The 17,705-nt window shown below is 72.7% G+C and carries 19 protein-coding genes and 1 pseudogene; 11 read left to right on the top strand and 9 right to left on the bottom strand.

What is annotated here, in order from left to right; all coding sequences use genetic code 11:
- Position 1 precedes the first annotated feature (1 nt).
- From ACZ7DY_RS02650 to ACZ7DY_RS02680, 7 genes are all read right to left on the bottom strand, one after another.
- A complete protein-coding gene (locus ACZ7DY_RS02650) occupies positions 2 to 1,054 on the bottom strand; it encodes an iron-containing redox enzyme family protein (protein ID WP_471129053.1) in 1,053 nt (350 codons plus the stop codon).
- Positions 1,051 to 1,320 carry a CDGSH iron-sulfur domain-containing protein gene (locus ACZ7DY_RS02655; RefSeq protein WP_471129055.1) on the bottom strand — a complete coding sequence of 90 codons (270 nt, stop codon included), beginning with the start codon at positions 1,318 to 1,320 and terminating at the stop codon, positions 1,051 to 1,053. Before ACZ7DY_RS02655 ends, ACZ7DY_RS02650 begins: the two co-directional genes overlap by 4 nt.
- The gene (locus ACZ7DY_RS02660; protein WP_471129057.1) at positions 1,304 to 2,005 is read right to left on the bottom strand and encodes a HemK2/MTQ2 family protein methyltransferase; all 702 of its coding nucleotides are present in this window, start codon (positions 2,003 to 2,005) and stop codon (positions 1,304 to 1,306) included. Before ACZ7DY_RS02660 ends, ACZ7DY_RS02655 begins: the two co-directional genes overlap by 17 nt.
- A 254-nt stretch (positions 2,006 to 2,259) precedes the next feature.
- A complete protein-coding gene (locus ACZ7DY_RS02665; protein WP_471129059.1) occupies positions 2,260 to 2,781 on the bottom strand; it encodes a DUF6328 family protein in 522 nt (173 codons plus the stop codon).
- Between the two features lie 50 nt (positions 2,782 to 2,831).
- Complete coding sequence (locus tag ACZ7DY_RS02670; RefSeq protein WP_471129060.1) at positions 2,832 to 4,229, bottom strand: NADP-dependent succinic semialdehyde dehydrogenase; 1,398 nt, start codon at positions 4,227 to 4,229, stop codon at positions 2,832 to 2,834.
- Positions 4,230 to 4,399: 170 nt separating this feature from the next.
- Entirely contained in the window at positions 4,400 to 4,816 is a 417-nt protein-coding gene (locus ACZ7DY_RS02675) for a CBS domain-containing protein (protein ID WP_471129062.1), read from the bottom strand.
- Positions 4,817 to 4,941: 125 nt separating this feature from the next.
- Positions 4,942 to 5,415 carry a nuclear transport factor 2 family protein gene (locus ACZ7DY_RS02680; RefSeq protein WP_471129064.1) on the bottom strand — a complete coding sequence of 158 codons (474 nt, stop codon included), beginning with the start codon at positions 5,413 to 5,415 and terminating at the stop codon, positions 4,942 to 4,944.
- Between the two features lie 178 nt (positions 5,416 to 5,593).
- Here ACZ7DY_RS02680 and ACZ7DY_RS02685 point away from each other — a divergent pair, with 178 nt between their 5' ends.
- Positions 5,594 to 6,145 (top strand): TetR/AcrR family transcriptional regulator, encoded by a 552-nt coding sequence (locus tag ACZ7DY_RS02685; protein WP_471129066.1) that lies wholly within the window; start codon positions 5,594 to 5,596, stop codon positions 6,143 to 6,145.
- Between the two features lie 29 nt (positions 6,146 to 6,174).
- Positions 6,175 to 6,612, top strand: a complete 438-nt coding sequence (locus ACZ7DY_RS02690) for a nitroreductase/quinone reductase family protein (protein ID WP_471129069.1) — start codon at positions 6,175 to 6,177, stop codon at positions 6,610 to 6,612.
- Between the two features lie 61 nt (positions 6,613 to 6,673).
- On the opposite strand, the gene ACZ7DY_RS02695 is transcribed toward ACZ7DY_RS02690, so the two are convergent.
- Positions 6,674 to 7,564 (bottom strand): glycoside hydrolase family 19 protein, encoded by an 891-nt coding sequence (locus ACZ7DY_RS02695; RefSeq protein WP_471129071.1) that lies wholly within the window; start codon positions 7,562 to 7,564, stop codon positions 6,674 to 6,676.
- Positions 7,565 to 7,785: 221 nt separating this feature from the next.
- On the opposite strand from ACZ7DY_RS02695, the gene ACZ7DY_RS02700 reads away from it, so the two are divergent.
- The 5 genes from ACZ7DY_RS02700 to ACZ7DY_RS02720 all read left to right on the top strand — a co-directional run bounded on the left by ACZ7DY_RS02700 (position 7,786) and on the right by ACZ7DY_RS02720 (position 14,136).
- Positions 7,786 to 8,586 (top strand): FadR/GntR family transcriptional regulator, encoded by an 801-nt coding sequence (locus tag ACZ7DY_RS02700; RefSeq protein ID WP_471129073.1) that lies wholly within the window; start codon positions 7,786 to 7,788, stop codon positions 8,584 to 8,586.
- Positions 8,579 to 9,868, top strand: coding sequence for a CynX/NimT family MFS transporter (locus ACZ7DY_RS02705; protein WP_471129076.1), 1,290 nt, complete (start codon positions 8,579 to 8,581; stop codon positions 9,866 to 9,868). Before ACZ7DY_RS02700 ends, ACZ7DY_RS02705 begins: the two co-directional genes overlap by 8 nt.
- A 72-nt stretch (positions 9,869 to 9,940) precedes the next feature.
- Positions 9,941 to 10,798 carry a GNAT family N-acetyltransferase gene (locus ACZ7DY_RS02710; protein WP_471129079.1) on the top strand — a complete coding sequence of 286 codons (858 nt, stop codon included), beginning with the start codon at positions 9,941 to 9,943 and terminating at the stop codon, positions 10,796 to 10,798.
- A 125-nt stretch (positions 10,799 to 10,923) separates the two neighbouring features.
- Positions 10,924 to 12,825, top strand: coding sequence for an ABC transporter ATP-binding protein (locus tag ACZ7DY_RS02715; RefSeq protein WP_471129081.1), 1,902 nt, complete (start codon positions 10,924 to 10,926; stop codon positions 12,823 to 12,825).
- Between the two features lie 93 nt (positions 12,826 to 12,918).
- Positions 12,919 to 14,136 carry a metallophosphoesterase gene (locus ACZ7DY_RS02720; RefSeq protein ID WP_471129083.1) on the top strand — a complete coding sequence of 406 codons (1,218 nt, stop codon included), beginning with the start codon at positions 12,919 to 12,921 and terminating at the stop codon, positions 14,134 to 14,136.
- A gap of 35 nt (positions 14,137 to 14,171) precedes the next feature.
- Here ACZ7DY_RS02720 and ACZ7DY_RS02725 read toward each other — a convergent pair whose 3' ends face one another.
- Complete coding sequence (locus tag ACZ7DY_RS02725) at positions 14,172 to 14,384, bottom strand: hypothetical protein (protein ID WP_471129085.1); 213 nt, start codon at positions 14,382 to 14,384, stop codon at positions 14,172 to 14,174.
- Positions 14,385 to 14,633: 249 nt separating this feature from the next.
- Here ACZ7DY_RS02725 and ACZ7DY_RS02730 point away from each other — a divergent pair, with 249 nt between their 5' ends.
- The 4 genes and pseudogenes from ACZ7DY_RS02730 to ACZ7DY_RS02745 all read left to right on the top strand — a co-directional run.
- Entirely contained in the window at positions 14,634 to 15,629 is a 996-nt protein-coding gene (locus ACZ7DY_RS02730) for an acyl-CoA dehydrogenase family protein (protein ID WP_471129088.1), read from the top strand.
- Positions 15,626 to 16,405 carry a PIG-L deacetylase family protein gene (locus ACZ7DY_RS02735; RefSeq protein WP_471129090.1) on the top strand — a complete coding sequence of 260 codons (780 nt, stop codon included), beginning with the start codon at positions 15,626 to 15,628 and terminating at the stop codon, positions 16,403 to 16,405. The genes ACZ7DY_RS02730 and ACZ7DY_RS02735 overlap by 4 nt, the downstream gene beginning before the upstream one ends.
- Positions 16,402 to 17,016, top strand: a complete 615-nt coding sequence (locus ACZ7DY_RS02740; protein WP_471129092.1) for an SAM-dependent methyltransferase — start codon at positions 16,402 to 16,404, stop codon at positions 17,014 to 17,016. Before ACZ7DY_RS02735 ends, ACZ7DY_RS02740 begins: the two co-directional genes overlap by 4 nt.
- Positions 17,013 to 17,621: pseudogene (locus ACZ7DY_RS02745) on the top strand (glycosyltransferase family 2 protein); the annotation flags it as partial. The gene ACZ7DY_RS02740 and the pseudogene ACZ7DY_RS02745, both read left to right, overlap by 4 nt.
- Positions 17,622 to 17,705 lie beyond the last annotated feature (84 nt).

Consider the following 17,705-nt stretch of genomic DNA (forward strand, 5'->3'; position numbering starts at 1 on the left):
CTCACCCCGGCAGGCCGCCCGGCGGGTCGGCGAGCGGGACGCGCAGGGCGCTGTCCCCCGCACGCCACGACGCCAGCAGCCGGGCGCCGAGCCGGTCCTCCAGGAAGCCGGTGGCGCGCACACCGAAGGCGATGTCGGCCGAGAGACCGGGTTCGGCGGCCAGCAGGCCGCCGACGACGTCACGGCGCACCACCTGCTCGTGCACGGCGTCCGCCTCCACGTGCTCGTCGTAGAACCGCTGCGCGGCAGGCCCCGCCCCGATCCTGCGCAGCGCCGCCGCCATCCGCCGCGACCCCGGCGACGAGGTCACCTCCACGGAGGCGAAATGGCCGACCAGCGCCCCGCGATGGGCGCGGTGCAGACCGAAGAGGGACATCAGGTTCACGGTGGCGAGGGCCTCGGCGGGCGCGGCGTCGAGATAGTGGCCGTAGGCCGTCTCCAGGCCCAGATCGGCCATCAGATCGGCGAAGAGCCGCGCGTGGATCTCCTCGGCCCGGCCGGCGCCGAACTCGTCGTACTCGATGGCGACCATCGCCGCCTTGGCCCGGCCGTGCAGCCGCGGGATGACCCAGGCGTGCGGGTCGGCCTCCTTGAGGTGGTACAGGGAGCGCAGCGCCGCGTACTCCCGCAGCTGCCAGGTCTCCCCGTCGCGCTGCAGGTGGTGGCTGACGCTCGCCGGGTCGTGCCCGACGGGCTCCACGAGCAGCTCGGCCAAAGCCTCCTCCGCTTCCTCGCACCGGGGCACGTCGGCGCGCAGGGCGGCCAGGAAGCGCCGCTCCAGCGCGCGTCGCAGGGCGAGCAGCCCCGGGTCCCACTCCCACTCGTCGGCCACCTCGCGAAAGCCCTGGTAGTGGAGTTCGTAGAGGACGTAGAGGGCGAGCTGGAGGTCGTCGCCGTACGCGTCGGCGTGCTCGGCCTCCGACGGGTCGGGGGGCGGACCCTCGCCGCGCAGGGCGGCGAGGACGCCGCGGGACAGGTCGCCGCGGGGCCGCGGGAGTTCCGGGCTGTCGCGGCGCGACTCGGCGGGCGAGACGGTTTCGGCGGGGGCGGTCATGACGAGGCCTCCGGCTCCTCGGTGTCGGTCGCGGGCGGTCGTTCCGCCGCGGACGGCTGCTCTTCGTGGCGCTTCACCCGCTTGCGGTGGCTCGTGTCGCACCACGGGTACGTACGGCTGCGGCGGCAGGTGCAGATCGCCACCTCGAAACGGCGCGAGACGGCTACGGTCCCGTCGTCACGGACCACCTCGACGGGACCCTCCACCAAGAGCGGTCCGTCGGGGTCGACGGTGACACGGCGCGGGCGTTCAGCGGCGGACGGCACGGACCACCACCAACTCCTCGCTCGTCGCGTCCTCGTCGAGCAGATCGCGGCGGCGCAGCCACGCCTCACGGGAGCGCATCACGGGACCGAAGGGCACGTGCCTGCGGTCGGTGACGTCGGCGTCCATGCCCTGCAACGTGAGGCGGTCCAGAGTGGTGTCCACGTCGCACAGCGCGGAGTGCACCATCAACAGGACGCCACCGGGCCGCAGAGCCCGCGGAGCCGTGTCGCAGACGCGGTCCACGACGAGGCGCCCGGCGGGCCCGGCGTCCCAGGCGCGGGCCGCGCCGCGCCGGGGCAGCAGCGGCGAAGGGGAGGGCACATAGGGCGGGTTGCTGACCAGCAGGTCGTACGGGCCCGCCGGTACGCCGGTGCTCAGGTCGCCGTGGCGCACGGTCACCGACTGCCCGCTGAGGCGCGCGTTGAGCCTAGCGGTCAGCACCGCTCTCCAGGAGATGTCGAGGGCCGTCACCCGTGCGCCGCGTCGGGCGGCCGCCACGGCGAGCGCGCCGGAACCGGTTCCCAGATCCAGTACGGAGGTGTCCGCTCCGATGTCCTCGCGGCGCATCGCCAGGGCCAGCAGTCCCGTGTCGTGCTGGGGCGCGTACACACCCGGCAGGGTGAGCAGCGGTGCCCGGCGGGTCGGCGTCGGCGTAGGCATCGGTGTCCGTGTGTGCGTGGTCATGCGGCACCTCCCGTCTGGGGGAACTCCACGAAGGCGCTCCTCCTTCCACGCTCCGTCGGTTCACGGCCCACCACCACTCGAACGGTGACAGGTGGTGACTTTTCATGAACAGAGCGGATTCGCTGGCTGCTTCGGTCCTGGATCTGGGTGCCCCGGGCGGCGTGATCCACACCTGGCCGCACAGCAGCCACAGGAAGGGCGGGACGCACCGTCCGCCGTACGGCGTGGCGGGCGCCCGGCGGGGGCGGGCGGCGTCAGTCCGCCGTGGTGTGCCGGTGGCGGGCCCACGCGGGCAGCACGAACCAGCACAGCAGGTACCAGGCGACGACCCCGGCCACCAGCCACGGCACGACGTCGTTGTCGGTGGCGACCCGCAGGATCAGCAGGAGCGCCGCCGTCAGCGTGCCCAGTAGGAGGAGCAGGCCGATGAAGGTCAGCCGGGACGCCCACACCACGGCCTGCGGCTTGATCCTGCGTCCGGAGACGATGCGGTGGAAGGAGACCGGGCCGATCAGCGCGCCGGTCGCCGTCGAGCCGAGGATCACCGTCACGACGTAGATCGTCCGGTCGGTGTCGCCGAGCTGCGCGAACCGGGGCGTGAAGACGACCGTCAGGAGGAAGCCGAAGAGGATCTGCACGCCGGTCTGTGCGACCCGGACCTCCTGGATGAGCTCGCCCCAGCGGCGGTCGGCACGCTCGGTCTCGGTCTCGCGGCGGTCGTCTGCCCGGGCCGGTGTCCCCGGCCCGTCCCCGGCCCCTCTGTTCGACGCGTTCACATCACGAGTCTGCCCACGAACCTCCCGGCTGTACAAACGGAGGGACCTGCTCAGTCCTGCACGCCGTACCAGACGGTCGTCGCGTTGCAGAACTCGCGGATGCCGTGGCCCGCGAGCTCCCGACCGTAGCCGGAGCGCTTGATGCCGCCGAAGGGCAGGCCGGGGTGGGAGGCGGTCATGCCGTTGAAGAAGACGCCGCCCGCCTGCAGGTCCCGTGCGCACCGCTCGATCTCGGCCTCGTCCCTGGTCCACACGTTCGAACTCAGGCCGAACGGTGTGTCGTTGGCCAGTTCCACGGCCTCGTCCAGGTCGGCGACCCGGTAGAGCGTGGCCACCGGGCCGAACGTCTCCTCCCGGTGGATCCGCATCTTCGGGGTGATGTCCGCGAGGACCGTCGGGGAGTAGTACCAGCCCCGCTCCTGGCCCTCGGGCCGCGAGCCGCCGCAGAGCGCGGTGGCGCCCTGGGCCAGCGCGTCCTCGACGAGTTCTTCCAGGTCGTCGCGGCCCTGCTCGGTGGAGAGCGGGCCCACGTCGGTGTCCTCGTCCATCGGGTCGCCCACCGTCAACTCCCGCATGCCGGCGACGAATCGCTCGCGGAACGCGTCGTAGACGTCGGTGTGCACGATGAAACGCTTGGCGGCGATGCAGGACTGGCCGTTGTTCTGCACGCGGGCGGTGACGGCGGTGGCGGCGGCCCGTTCGACGTCGGCGCTCGGCAGCACCAGGTAGGGGTCGCTGCCGCCCAGTTCGAGAACGGTCTTCTTGATCTCGTCGCCCGCGACGGAGGCGACCGAACGCCCCGCGGGTTCGCTGCCGGTGAGGGTCGCCGCGGCCACCCGCGGGTCGCGCAGGATCTCCTCGACGGCGTCCGAGCCGATCAGCAGCGTCTGGAAACAGCCGTCCGGATAGCCGGCGCGGGTGAAGAGGTCCTGGAGGTAGAGGGCCGTGCGGGGCACGTTCGACGCGTGCTTGAGCAGGGCCACGTTGCCCGCCATCAGGGCGGGGGCGGCGAAGCGCACGACCTGCCAGAGCGGGAAGTTCCACGGCATCACGGCCAGTACGACACCGAGCGGCCGGTAACGGACGACCGCGCGGGAGGCACCCGAGTCGGTCACGTCCTCCTGCGCGGGGTGTTCGTCGGCGAGCAGCTCCTCGGCGTGCTCGGCGTACCAGCGCATGGCCTTGACGCACTTGGCGGCCTCGGCCCGCGCCGCCTTCACCGGCTTGCCCATCTCCGTGGTCATGGTGCGGGCGATGTCGGGGGTGTCCTCTTCCAGCAGATCGGCGGCGCGCCGCAGCAGGCGGGCGCGCTCGGCGAAGTCGCTGGTGCGGTGGCGGGCGTACGCCGTCTCGGCCACCGCGAGACGGCGCCGGATCTCGTCGGGCGGGAGCGGGTCGAAGGTCTCGATGGTCTCACCGGTGGCCGGGTCGACCGTTGCGATGGGCATGCGGTGCCTCCTCGGGGATTTCCTCGGTGCCCCGGACTCGGCGCGGCTCGGGAAGATCTTCAGCGTAGGCCGACCCGGTCGAAGGGGCATGCGGGGAGCGGACGCCCTGCCGCCGTGGGAGGGGGCGCACCCCTCCCACGGCGGCAGATCGGTCGCGTGCCGCGAACCGGTCACTCCGTGGAGAGCGCCTCCAGGAGCTGGCCGGCCTTGGGGTCGTGCAGGGCGCGGGCGGCGTCGGCGAGCGCGACCATGCCCACCAGGGAGTGGCCGTCGATGACGGGAAGCCGCCGCACCTTGTGCGCGGTCATGGTCGCGAAGATCTCGTCGGCGCTGTCGTCCGCGCCGATGGTCACCGCTTCGTCCTGGGCGAGCTCGCCCACCAGGACCTTGGATGGGTCCTTGCCCTTGCCGAGCACCTTGACCACGATGTCCCGGTCGGTGATGACGCCCTTGAGGCGGTTGTCGGTCCCGCAGATGGGCAGGGCACCGACGTCGAGCTCGGTGAGCTTGGCGGCCGCCTGGAGGACGGTCTCCTCGGCTCCGGCGCACTCCGCGCCCGGAGTCATGATCTCGCGTGCGGTGGTCATGTGTGCTCCTTGCCGGTCGGTGTGCGGTGGCCCGTGCGGTCCGCTCGGCGGACCCGGGCCGCTGTCGCCGTCCGGGTGCCCAGTGTGCGCGGGGGAAACACTCGTGGCCGGGGCGTCTTCGCGGCTCAGAGTCCGAGGTCGGTGAGGCCCGGGTGGTCGTCGGGGCGCCGGCCGAGCGGCCAGTGGTAGAGGCGGTCCGCGTCCTCGATGGGCATGTCGTTGATGCTGGCGTGCCGGACGCGCATCAGACCGTTCTCGTCGAACTCCCAGTTCTCGTTGCCGTACGAGCGGAACCAGTGGCCGGAGTCGTCGTGCCACTCGTAGGCGAAGCGCACCGCGATGCGGTGGCCGTCGTGCGCCCACAGCTCCTTGATCAGCCGGTAGTCGAGTTCGCGGGCCCACTTGCGGGAGAGGAGGCCGACGATGGCCGCACGGCCGGTGACGAACTCCGCGCGGTTGCGCCAGCGGGAGTCCTCGCTGTAGGCGAGGGCCACCTTCTCGGGATCGCGGCTGTTCCAGCCGTCCTCGGCCAGGCGGACCTTCTCGATCGCGGTCTCCCGGGTGAACGGCGGGACGGGGGCGCGGGTGGCGGTGGTCATGGAGTGCTCCTGGTGACTCGAAGAGGGGCGCGGCGGCTTGCAGAGCGAGACCGAGAACGTGCGTTCTCCGCCGCTGTCCGAACCTTAGGAGAACGGCCGTTCTCGCGCAACGGTGCGCGCGCGACGCGGACGTAGTAGCGTAGGAGAACGTACGTTCTCACGGTGGGCGGGAGCCTTCATGGATCAGGCAGAGGCGCAGGTCAGACTCCTGGATGCCGCAGAGGCGCTGTTCTACGAGCGCGGCATTCAGGCCGTCGGCATGGACCAGGTCCGTGCCGCCTCGGGCGTCTCGCTCAAGCGGCTCTATCAGCTCTACCCCTCCAAGTCGGAGCTGGTGCGGGCCTGCCTGGAGCGCCGCGACAGCCGCTGGCGCGCGCGGCTCGCCGCGTATGTGGCCGGCCGGCCGGACGGCGAGAACCGCGTCCTCGCGGTCTACGACTGGCTGTACGAGTGGTTCGCCGAACCGGACTTCCGCGGCTGCGCCTTCGTGAACTCCTTCGGTGAACTCGGCGCCGTCGACCCGGCCGTGGCCGACACCGTGCGGGCCCACAAGAGCGCCTTCCGGGAGTACATGGCCGGCCTGGTGGCCGACGCGGGCGGCCCGCGGGAGGCCATCGGCCCGCTGGTCCTGCTCGCCGAGGGGGCCATGACGGCCGCCGCCATCGCGGGCTCCCCGGAACCGGCACGTCAAGCCCGCGGCGGCGCCGCACAGTTGATGGCCACGCCGTAAGCTCCGACCGTTCGATCAATGGAGGGGCAATGGCGAAGACGTACCGCGTGACGTTCGGGACGCGCGTGATCAACCGGGTGTTCCACACGATGACAGGGCTCGGAATCGGCAAGGGGTACCGGCACAACCTGAGCGTGCCCGGCCGGAAGTCGGGCCGGATGTACTCCACGCCGGTCGACGTCATGTCCGCCGGCGGTGAGCGCTGGGTCGTCGCCGCCTACGGGGTGGGGGACTGGGTGCGCAACGCGCGCGCGGCCGGACGCATCGGTCTGAGCCGGGGCGGCAGGTCGGAGAGTGTGGGGGTGGTCGAGCTCGGGCCCGCGGAGAGCGTGCCGGTGCTCCGTCAGTACCTGCACGAAGTGCCCGTGACGCGGGCGTACTTCGACGTGACGGCGGACTCGACGGACGAGGAGTTCGCCGCCGAGTCCGCGCGGCATCCGGTGTTCCGGCTGGTGCCGCAGGAGTGATGCCGTCGGGCGGGCCCGTGTGCCGGGCCCGCCCGGAGGGGTCTGCGGATGAACTGCCGCGTCAACAGCTGAGGTTCGAGCCCGGTGTGGTGCCCAGGATCTGGGTGAACGCCTTGTAGCGGTCGATGCGGCTCTGGACCTGGGCGGGGTTGCCGCCGTTGCACTCCAGGGTGCCGTTGATGGCGCGGATGGTCTCGCCGAAGCCCGCGCCGTTGACCATGGCGTTGTGCGGGGTCATGGTGCCGGGGCCGCTCTGGGTGTTCCAGTACCAGAGGCCCGTCTGCCAGGCGACGGCCGGGTCCCGCTCCACCAGGTAGGGGTTGTTGAGGAGGTCGATGCCGAGCGCGTCGCCCGCGGCCTTGTAGTTGAAGTTCCAGCTCAGCTGGATGGGGCCGCGCCCGTAGTAGGCGGCCTGCCCCGCCGGACACCCGTAGGGCCGGCTCTGGTCGCAGTAGTGGGGGTAGTTGCTCTGGTTCTGCTCGACCACGTACACCAGACCGCCCGTCTCGTGGCTGACGTTGGCGAGGAACGCCGCCGCCTCCTGGCGCCGCACCGTGTCGCTGCCGGTGTTGGCGAAGGCCGGGTACGACTTGAGCGCGTCGGTCAGCCCCCTGTACGTGTAGAACGAATTCCGGTTCGGGAACATCTGGTTGAACTGCGCCTCGCTGACGACGAACCCGGACGGGTCGGGGTCGCCCGGGCCGGTTCCGCCGCCGCAGGTGCCCTGGTCGGCCCAGACGTCGAAGCGTCCCGGGGTCTCGTTCTGGGTCCACCACTTCGCGGTCCAGTTGTGCCCGTTGTACGAGGCTGACTTGCCGCCCGTGTAAACGGAAGCGGAGTTCCACGGCGCGGCGCACTCGGCCGCCGAGGCGGTGGCGGCGCCCGGACCGAGGACGAGCATCGCGCCGAGCGCGGCGAGCGCGGCCGCGAAGCCGGTGAGGCGTCTGATCATGCCAACTCTCCTTACGGGCGGGGCAGTTTGGGGCCTGCGCCGCCATGGGGGTGTCGCGACTCAAGCGAAATGGTCTGAACCTGTCAAGGTCTAGACCAAAGCTGGAAAGTAAAACGTCATTTGACAGCGGAAACATGGGATGTTCCCATCTATGGAGAAACATGGGATGTTCCCGTGTGTGGCGTCCGCAGAGATGACCGCAGAGAGAAGGTGTGCCGACCGTGCCCTTGCGCAGTGCCGCCCGGACCAGCCTCGTCGACCTCGTCATCGCCCAGATGGAGAGCCTCATCGCCGACGGCGAATGGCGGGTGGGGGAGAAGATCCCCGCCGAGCCGCTCCTCGTGGAGCAGCTCGCCGTGGGCCGCAACACGGTGCGGGAGGCGGTCCGCGCCCTCGTCCACACCGGCATGCTGGAGCCCCGCCAGGGCGACGGCACCTATGTGCGGGCGAGCAGCGACTTCGGCGCGGCCGTGCAGCGCAGGCTGCGCAGGGCGGGCGTCCTCGAGGCGTACGAGGTCCGCGCCAGCCTGGAGCGGGATGCCGCCCGGTATGCCGCGCAGCGCCGTACCGACGAGGACCTCGCGACCCTGCGGGCCGCTCTTGCCGAGCGCAACCTCGCCTGGGAGAGCGGGAACACGGCCGCCTTCGTCGACGCGGATATGGCCTTCCACCGCACGGTCGCGGAAGCGGCGCACAACAGCGTCCTCGCCGAGCTGTACGGACACCTCAGTGACGCCCTGCGGTCCACGGTGCAGTCCGTGCTCGGCGCGCCGGTCCCGGACTCCGTCCGCCATCAGCTCGCGGCGCACGAGGCGATCGTCGACGCCATCGAGGCGCGGGACGCGGAGGCCGCGGAGGCGGTGGTGCTCGCCCATCTCGCGGAGGGCATGGCCGCCCTGCGCGAGCAGCCGGAGGACGACACCGGTCACACCGACGACGGTGACGACGGCGGCGACAGGGGTGAAGCGGGTGCCACGCAGAAAACCGAACCAGCACGTGAAGCGGGAGCAGTACATGAGTGAGACAGCGGCACCGGCCGCCCCCGAGGCCGTACGAGACGGCGCCGCCGACGATCCCGCGACCCCGGGGCCGGACCAGGCGTCCGCGCGCTCCTCCTCGGTGGCCGGGCGCCGCGGGCTCTACCTCGCCCTCGGTGTCGTCCTGCTCGCCCTCAACCTCCGCCCGGCCCTCGTCGCCGTCTCCCCGCTCGCCGACGCCATCCGCGACGACAGCGGCATGTCGGCCGCCGCGACCAGCCTGCTCACCGCGCTCCCGCTGCTCTGCTTCGGCCTGCTCGCCCCCGTCGCGCCACGCCTCGGCCGGCGGTTCGGCATGGAGCGGTCGCTGCTCGGGACCATGGCGCTGATCTGCGCGGGCACCGCCCTGCGCCTGCTCGATTCGGTGGCCGCGCTCTTCGCGGGGACCGTCGTCATCGGTGCGGGCATAGCCGTCGCCAACGTCCTGCTCCCTGGCCTGATCAAGCGCGACTTCCCCGCCAGGGCGGGCCTGATGACCGGCCTGTACTCGATGTCGCTGTTCGGCGGCGCGGCCCTCGCGGCCGGCGTCACCCTGCCGGTGCAGCACGCCAGCGGCATGAACTGGCGCACCACGCTCGCGTGTTGGGGTGCTCTCGCGGTCGTCGCCCTGCTCGTATGGCTGCCGCAGATCCGGTCGCGCACCCGCGTCGGCGCGGAGACCGTGCGGCAGGCGGCACATCCCGTGCGAGGCCTGTGGCGTTCCCCGCTGGCCTGGCAAGTCACCGCGTACATGGGCCTGCAGTCCCTCAACTACTACGCGGCGGCTGCCTGGTTGCCGACCGTCTTCCAGGACGCGGGGATGTCCGCCGGTGACGCCGGCTGGATGCTCTCCTTCTCCTCGCTGCTCGGCATCGCGGGCTCCTTCCTCGCCCCCGTGATCGTCGGCCGCAGGCTGCGTCCGGGCACGCTGGCCGCGCTCGGCGCGGGGCTCTGCGCGCTCGGCTTCGGCGGCCTGCTCGCCGCACCGGTCGGCGGCGCCTACCTGTGGATGACGCTGCTCGGGCTCGGCCAGGGCGCGGCCATCAGCCTGGCGCTCCTGTTCATCGTGCAGCGGGCCCCCGACGCCCGGCACGCGGCGCAACTCTCCAGCATGGCCCAGTGCTTCGGTTACATCCTCGCGGCCACCGGGCCGACGCTCCTCGGCGCCGTCCACGACCTTTCGCACAGCTGGACCGTCCCGCTCGTCCTGTTGCTCGTCCTGCTCGTGCCGCAGGTCGTCGTCGGCTTCGGTGCCGCACGCGACCGGCACGTGGCCGGCATCGGCTGACGCCCGGTCGGGCAGGATGCACCCGGTGCGGTTCTCCACGACGCACCATGTCGGATCGAGAAGGGTGCAGCGATGACGGATTCGGCCCTCGGGCAGCTCGCGATCTCACGGGCGACGCTCGACGACTGGCGAGTGGTGACGGGCTGGGCGGCGGACGAGGGCTGGAACCCCGGTGTCGGCGACGCCGCCTCGTTCTTCGCCCAGGACCCCGAGGGCTTCTTCCTCGGACGCGTCGACGGCGAACCGGTCTCCGCGATCTCCGTGGTCAACTACGGGGACGACTACGCCTTCCTCGGCTTCTATCTCGTCCGCCCCGACCGGCGGGGCCACGGCCTAGGCCTCGCCACCTGGCGCGCGGGCCTCGCCCACGCCGGGGACAGGGTCGTCGGCCTGGACGGCGTACCGGCCCAGCAGGACAACTACCGCCGCTCCGGCTTCGAACGGGAGCACGGCACACTGCGCTACATCGGCCCGCTGCCCGCGGTCGACGTGCCCGACCGGCACGTACGCCCCGTCGAGGCGGCGGGCCTGCGGGCGCTCCTGGCGTACGACGGCGCGTGCCTGCCCGCCGACCGTCCCCGCTTCCTGCGGTCCTGGCTCGCCGCGCCGGGGCACCGCGCCCTGGCCCGCATCGTCGACGGCAGGCTGACCGGGTACGGGGTGCTCCGCCCCGGCCGTGACGCCCGCCGGGTCGGTCCGCTCTTCGCGGACACCCGCGCGGACGCCGAGGCACTCCTCGACGCGCTGGCCGCCGAGGCCGACGGGGAGCCCATCGCGATGGACGTGCCCGAGAACAACCCGGAGGCGGTGGCGCTCGCGGAGGCGCGCGGCATGAAACCGACGTTCGACACGGCCCGCATGTACACGGGGCCGGTCAGGGCGTACACGCGCGAGCGGGTCTTCGGCGTCACCTCGCTCGAACTCGGCTGACGCCGCCCGGAGATCGCCACGAGCGGGAGGTGAGCCCGGCGCCCCGGCGCGCGGCGGGGGCGCGGGGGTGAAAGTGCCGGGCTTCCCTTGACCTCAACTTTAGTTGAGGTCATAACGTTCTCCGCATGAGCATGGAAACAACGGCATGGACGCAGATGTACAGCGTCATGCACGCCCAGCAGGACCGCCGCCCCTTCGCCCGCGCCACACTGCGCCGCATCGGCGTCTTCGCCCGGCCCCACCGCCGACGCATCTGGCAGTTCGTGCTGCTCAGCGTCCTGACCGCACTGCTCGCCGTCGCGACACCCGTCCTCGCCGGGTACGTCGTCACCGCCATCGTCTCGGGCGACGACTCCTCGGTCGTCGTGCGCTACGCCCTGCTCATCGCCGGCATCGCGCTCGCCGAGGCCGGCCTCGGACTGCTCAGCCGCTGGCTTTCGGCGAACCTCGGCGAAGGGCTCATCCTGGACCTGCGGACCGCTGTCTTCGACCACGTGCAGCGCATGCCCGTCGCCTTCTTCACCCGCACCCGCACGGGCGCCCTGGTCAGCCGCCTCAACAACGACGTGGTCGGCGCGCAGCGGGCGTTCAGCAACACGCTGTCCGGCGTCGTCGGGAACATCGTCACGCTGCTGCTGACCCTCGTCGTCATGCTGACGCTCTCCTGGCAGATCACCCTGCTCGCCCTTGTGCTGCTGCCGGTCTTCGTCGTGCCCGCCCGCCGGATGGGCTCCCGGATGGCCCGCCTCCAGCGCGAGGCCGCGCACCACAACGCCGCCATGGGGACGCGGATGACCGAGCGGTTCTCCGCGCCCGGCGCCACCCTCATCAAGCTCTTCGGCCGGCCCGGCGACGAGTCCGCGGAGTTCGCCGAGCGCGCCCGCCGGGTGCGGGACATCGGCGTACGCACCGCCATGGCGCAGTCCGCGTTCATCACCGCCCTCACCCTCGTCTCCGCCCTGGCCCTGGCCCTCGTCTATGGCCTCGGCGGGTACTTCGCGCTGGAAGGCAGCCTGAAGGCGGGCGCCGTCGTCTCGCTGGCGCTGCTGCTCACCCGGCTCTACGCCCCGCTGACCTCGCTGGCCGGCGCGCGCGTCGAGGTGATGAGCGCCCTCGTCAGCTTCGAGCGGGTCTTCGAGGTGCTCGACCTGAAGCCGCTCATCGAGGAGAAGAAGGAGCCGGTGCCGGTTCCCGACGGGCCCGTCGCCGTCGAATTCGACGACGTGCGGTTCGCCTACCCCTCCGCCGACAAGGTCTCCCTCGCCTCCCTCGAAGAGGTCGCCACCCTCGACACCCGGGGCGGCGACGAAGTCCTGCACGGCGTCTCCTTCCGCGCCGAGCCCGGCCAGACCGTGGCCCTCGTCGGCTCCTCCGGCGCGGGCAAGTCGACGATCGCGCAGCTCCTGCCCCGCCTGTACGACGCCGACGAAGGCGCCGTGCGCATCGGGGGCGTCGACGTCCGCGACCTCTCCGCCGAGTCGATGCGGGCCATCCTGGGAATGGTCACGCAGGACGGCCACCTCTTCCACGAGTCCGTCCGCGACAACCTGCTCCTCGCCCGGCCGGACGCGACCGAGGACGACCTGTGGGACGTGCTGCGGCGCGCCCGCCTCGAAGAGCTCGTGCGCTCCCTGCCCGACGGCCTCGACACCGTCGTCGGCGAGCGCGGCTACCGCCTCTCCGGCGGAGAACGGCAGCGGATGACCATCGCCCGGCTGCTCCTCGCCGGGCAGCGCGTCGTCATCCTCGACGAGGCGACGGCCCACCTCGACAACACCTCGGAGGCCGCCGTCCAGGAGGCGCTGAACGAGGCGCTCGAAGGCCGCACCGCCGTGGTGATCGCCCACCGCCTCTCCACGGTGCGCTCCGCCGACCAGATCCTCGTCGTCGAGGCGGGACGGATCGTGGAACGCGGGACGCACGACGAACTGCTCGCCCTCGACGGGCGGTACGCGGAGCTGTACCGCACGCAGTTCGCCAAGGGGACGGAGGCGGCCGGCGCACCGGACGTCGTGGAGGCGGCCTGAGCCGGCTCGCTGACCTGGAGACGTGGCCATTCGTCCACCAGGAGTTCATCGGTTCCCCACCATCGTCACGCCGTCCCGTGAGAGAAACCCTCCATGTGCGACGACGAGTTGATACCGCCGAGCGCGGATCTGACGGAAGATCAGTGGCTGCGGGCCGACCCCGCCCTGGCCGAGGGGCCGGTGGGGGAGCGGGTCAGGGAGATGCGGGCGCCGCGACGGCGGACCGTCCTGGGCGGCGTGGTGGCGGGAGCCGCCGCGCTGACCGTCCTGCCGGGCGGGGCGCAGGCCCCCGCCGCGGCCGCCGCCCGCACCGGCGGGTTCCCCCTCCCGAGCGGCCCGAACCGCTCCGGGGAGTACGCGGTGCTCCTCACCGGTGACGCCGGCACGGGCGAGGAGGCCCAGCGCGCGGTGGCGGCCGCGGCCCGCACGGTGTGCCGCGCCGAGGGTGTCGGACTCGCCGTCGGACTCGGCGACAACATCTACGAGAACGGCCCCGAGTCCGCCGACGACTCGGAGTTCCGCACCAAGTTCGAGGACCCCAACTCCGGTATCGACATACCGTGGTTGATGGTCCTCGGCAACCACGACTGCTCCGGCCTCATACCGGGCAGCGGCGGCGACCCCTCCCGCGGCGACCGCGAAGTCGCCTACGCCGCGAAGTCGCCCCGCTGGTACATGCCGAGCCGCTACTACAACGTCGCGCTGCCCGCCGCCGACGCCGACGGCGACCCGCTGGTGGAGTTCTTCGCCATCGACACCAACCCCGTCTCGTCGTACGTCGCCCAACTCGACCCGCACTACTGGTGGAACGGCCCCTACATGCGTGAGCAGCGCCGCTGGCTCGACGGCGCCCTCACGGCGTCGCGGGCCCGCTGGAAGATCGTGCTCGGCCACCACCCGTACCTGAACAACGGCAAGCACGGCAGCGCCGGTTCGTACGACGGCTTCGTGATCGGGAACTACACCAGCGGCATCCACCTCAAAGAGCTGTACGAGGAGGTGGTGTGCGGGCGGGCCGACCTGATCCTCTCCGGCCACGACCACACGCTGCAGATCCTGGAGCCCACGCCACGCACCGGCGGCACCCGGCAGATCGTCTGCGGCGCCGCGGGCAAGGCCGGTGACGGCACGGCCCACTTCGACCATCCGGCGGCCTGGCAGAACTTCTCGGACCATGGCTTCATGGTGCTGAAGATGTCCGAGCGGGCCATGACCGTGGAGGCGTACACGGTCGACGTCGCGACGCGCACGGCCCGGCTCGCGCACCGCACCCGCACGCCGCTGCGGAGCGGCCTCGCCGCTCCCCGCTGACCGGCAGGGGCTCCGGTCGGGCGGAGCCCGACGTACTACGCCGCCTCGTAGTGGTGGGCGCGGCCGCCGCGCCACATCACCCACGCCGGGTCGTCGAGCAGCTCCTCCGCCTCCGGCAGCCCGGCGCGGCGCAGGAACTCCACGACGTCGCGGTCGGAGTGGGCCAGCCCGAGGATCTGCCCCCGCACCGTCACCCGCCGGCCGCCCGAGGGGGACGGCCGGTGCACGACTATCGGGGCCGGTGCCATGTCTCCAGGGTGCGACGCGCGGGGGCGGGGCGCAGCACGGGCTCATCCTGGGGCGCGCGCGGTCCGAAGTGGCGGCCGCCCGCGTGCTGCCCGATGCTGTGACTGCACCCGGGCACGTCCACGCTCTGTCCCCCTCACCTGCCTGTCTGATGTCTGCCGGCCCGCGCGCGGTGGTTTTGGGTGCAAGTCTCCGGTTAACAGACGCATGTCGATGGTGTCGGTGTTGTTGCGGATGCACAGGAGGTCCTTGTGATCACCACGCCCCCCGAGCTGTTCGCGCGCTTCGTCGAGCAGGAGGCCGCCGCCGTACCGCTGCCGGGCCGGTCGACGGCCCGCCGATTCGCGGCGCTCACGGCTCTGGCGCGGCGTGACCTGTCCCTGGCCAGGCTCGCGGAGGGGCACCTGGACGCGGTGGCCATCCTGCACGAGCTGGAGGGCTCCGCACCCGGCCAGGGGGAGCGGTGGGGGGTCTGGGCGGCGCGCCCGCCGGGCCCCGGCGTACGGGCGACACGGACCGGTCAGGGATGGACGCTCAGCGGCGTCAAGCCGTACTGCTCCGGCGCCCACGCCTGTACATACGCGCTGGTGAGCGCGGACGCGGACGACGGCTACCGGCTCTTCGCGGTGGAACTGGCCCATCCCGGCGTGACGCCGGTGCCCGGCACCTGGCCCGCCGTCGGGATGGCCGGCAGCGACAGCCCGGACGTCTCCTTCACCGACGTACCCGCACGTGCTGTCGGCGGGGTTGACGCCTATCTGGACCGGCCGGGCTTCCTGCACGGCGGCGTCGGTGTCGCGGCCTGCTGGCTCGGCGGAGCCCACGCCGTCGCCGCGCCGCTGTACGAGCGGGCGGCCGCCGGCCGGCTGAACGACCACGCGGCGGCCCACCTCGGCGCCGTCGACGTACTCCTGCACACCGCGGACACCCTGCTGCGGCAGGCCGGCGACGACATCGACGCCGATCCGCTCGACGAACGCGCGGAAGCACGGGTGCGCGGACTGCGGGTGCGGGCCCTGGTCGAGAAGGTCTGTACGGAGGTGCTAGACCGGGTCGGGCGTGCCACGGGAGCCGGCCCGCTCTGCCACGACGAGCGGCACGCCCGCGCGGTGGCGGATCTGACGGTCTACATACGCCAGCACCACGCCGAGGCGGACCTGGCCCAGCTCGGTCGTCTCGCCACCCCTGACGCCCCCGGGGCGAGCGCGGATCTCGGAGCCGTCGGGGCGGTCGGGGCGGCGCGATGAGCGCCCCGAGGACCGACCACGGGACGCGTACGCGGCGGGCGGCGGCCGCGGCGATCGACGCACCCGGCACCGACGAGACCCGGTGGCAGGACGCGGGGCTCCTCGAGAGCCTCCCGCGCGTGGACCTGCCGACGGGACCGGTCGTCGTCGTGGCGGCGCACCCGGACGACGAGGTCCTGGGGTTCGGGGGCACCATCACCACCCTGCTCGCCGCGGGCACCCCGGTGCACACCGTCTGCCTCACCGACGGCGAGGCGTCCCACGGCCCCGCGCCCGCCTCCGCCCAGGCCGCCCTCGCCGCCCGGCGCCGCACAGAACTGGCCGCCGCACTGGGCGAGCTGGGTGTCCGGCACCGACCGGTGTACGCCGGACTGCCCGACACCGCACTCGACGAACACGAGGACGCCGCCGCCACCCTGATCGGCGACGTTCTCGACAGGGTCGGCGCGGCCGTCTGCGTGGCGCCGTGGGACGGCGATCTGCACAGCGATCACGAGGCGGCGGGCCGGGCGGCCCGGCGGGCGTGCCGGCGCACCGCGCGTCCTCTGTGGTCGTACCCGGTGTGGATGTGGCACTGGGCCCGCCCCCACGACCCGCGCATCCCCTGGCACCGGCTCGGCACCCTGCCGCTCTCCCCGGCGGCGGTCGGCCGCAAGAAGGCGGCTCTGGCCCGCTTCGCCAGCCAGCTGGAGCCGCGCGGAGCACAGGGCCCGCCCGTGCTGCCGCCCGAGGAGATCGCCCACCACACCCGCGCCTTCGAGACGGTACTGCGATGAACACCCCCGCCACCTACTTCGACGACCAGTACGCCCACTCCGTCGACCCCTGGCACCTCGGCGAACGGTGGTACGACCGCCGCAAGTACCGGCTGACCGTGGCGGCGCTGCCCCGACCGCACTACACGCGGGCCTTCGAACCCGGCTGTTCGGTGGGTGTGCTGACCGAACTCCTGGCCTCCCGCTGCGACCACCTGCTCGCCACCGACCGCGTCGCCTCCGCCGTCGACACGGCCGCGCGGCGCACCGCAGGAGCGGATCAGGTGAGCGTGCGGCGGATGACCGTGCCCGAGGAGTGGCCCGAGGGCTCCTTCGACCTCGTCGTCCTCTCGGAACTCCTCTACTACTTCGACGCCGACACCCGCACACGTCTCCTCCGGCGGAGCGTGGAGAGCCTCAGCGCGGGCGGCCACCTGGTCGCGGTGCACTGGAACCACCCCGTCGCCGAACACACCTGCACGGGCCGGGACATCGCCGACCACCTCGACACCCTGCCCGGCCTCGGCCGACTGGCCCGCTACGACGACCCCGACTTCACCCTCACCGTCCACGAGCACGGTCCGGACGGCGGCCCCGCGCTCTCACCGGCCCGCGCGGAAGGACTCGCGTGACCCCCGCGGCCCTCGCCGTGGTGGTCCCCGCGCACGACGAGGAGCACCGTGTCGCGGCCTGTCTGCGCAGCGTGCACCGGGCCGCGGCGCGAGTGGCGCCGCTGCCCGTCCTCATCGTGGTGGCGGCGGACGCCTGTACGGATGCCACGGCGGCCGTCGCCGCCGACTGCGGGGCCCGCGTCGTCACGGTCGACGGACACAACGTCGGGGCCGCCCGGGCGGCCGGCGCCGACCTCGCGATGGAACTGCTCTCGGGCGCCGGGCCTGATGTGTGGCTGGCGATGACCGACGCCGACACCACGGTGCCGGAGGGCTGGCTCGCCCATCAGGTCACCTGGGCGCGACGCGGTTACGACGCCGTACTGGGCACCATCCGGCTCGCCCCCGGACCCGCCGGCCGTCTCCTGGTGGCCCGCCATGACGCCGCGTACTTCCGCACCCGGCGGCTCGCCGGGACGGATACGAGGTGGCACAGGTGGGAGCACCCGCATGTCCACGGCGCGAACATGGGCGTGTCGGCGTCGGCCTACCGGCGGGTGGGCGGCTTCGCCGCGCTGCGCACCGGCGAGGACCGGGACCTCGTGCGCCGGCTCACCGCGACCGGTCACCGCGTGGCCCGTACGGACCGCCACCCGGTCCACACCGCGGCCCGCCTGCACGGACGGGCCCCCGGCGGCCTCGCCGACCTC

This window comes from Streptomyces sp. NPDC037013, assembly GCF_055607265.1.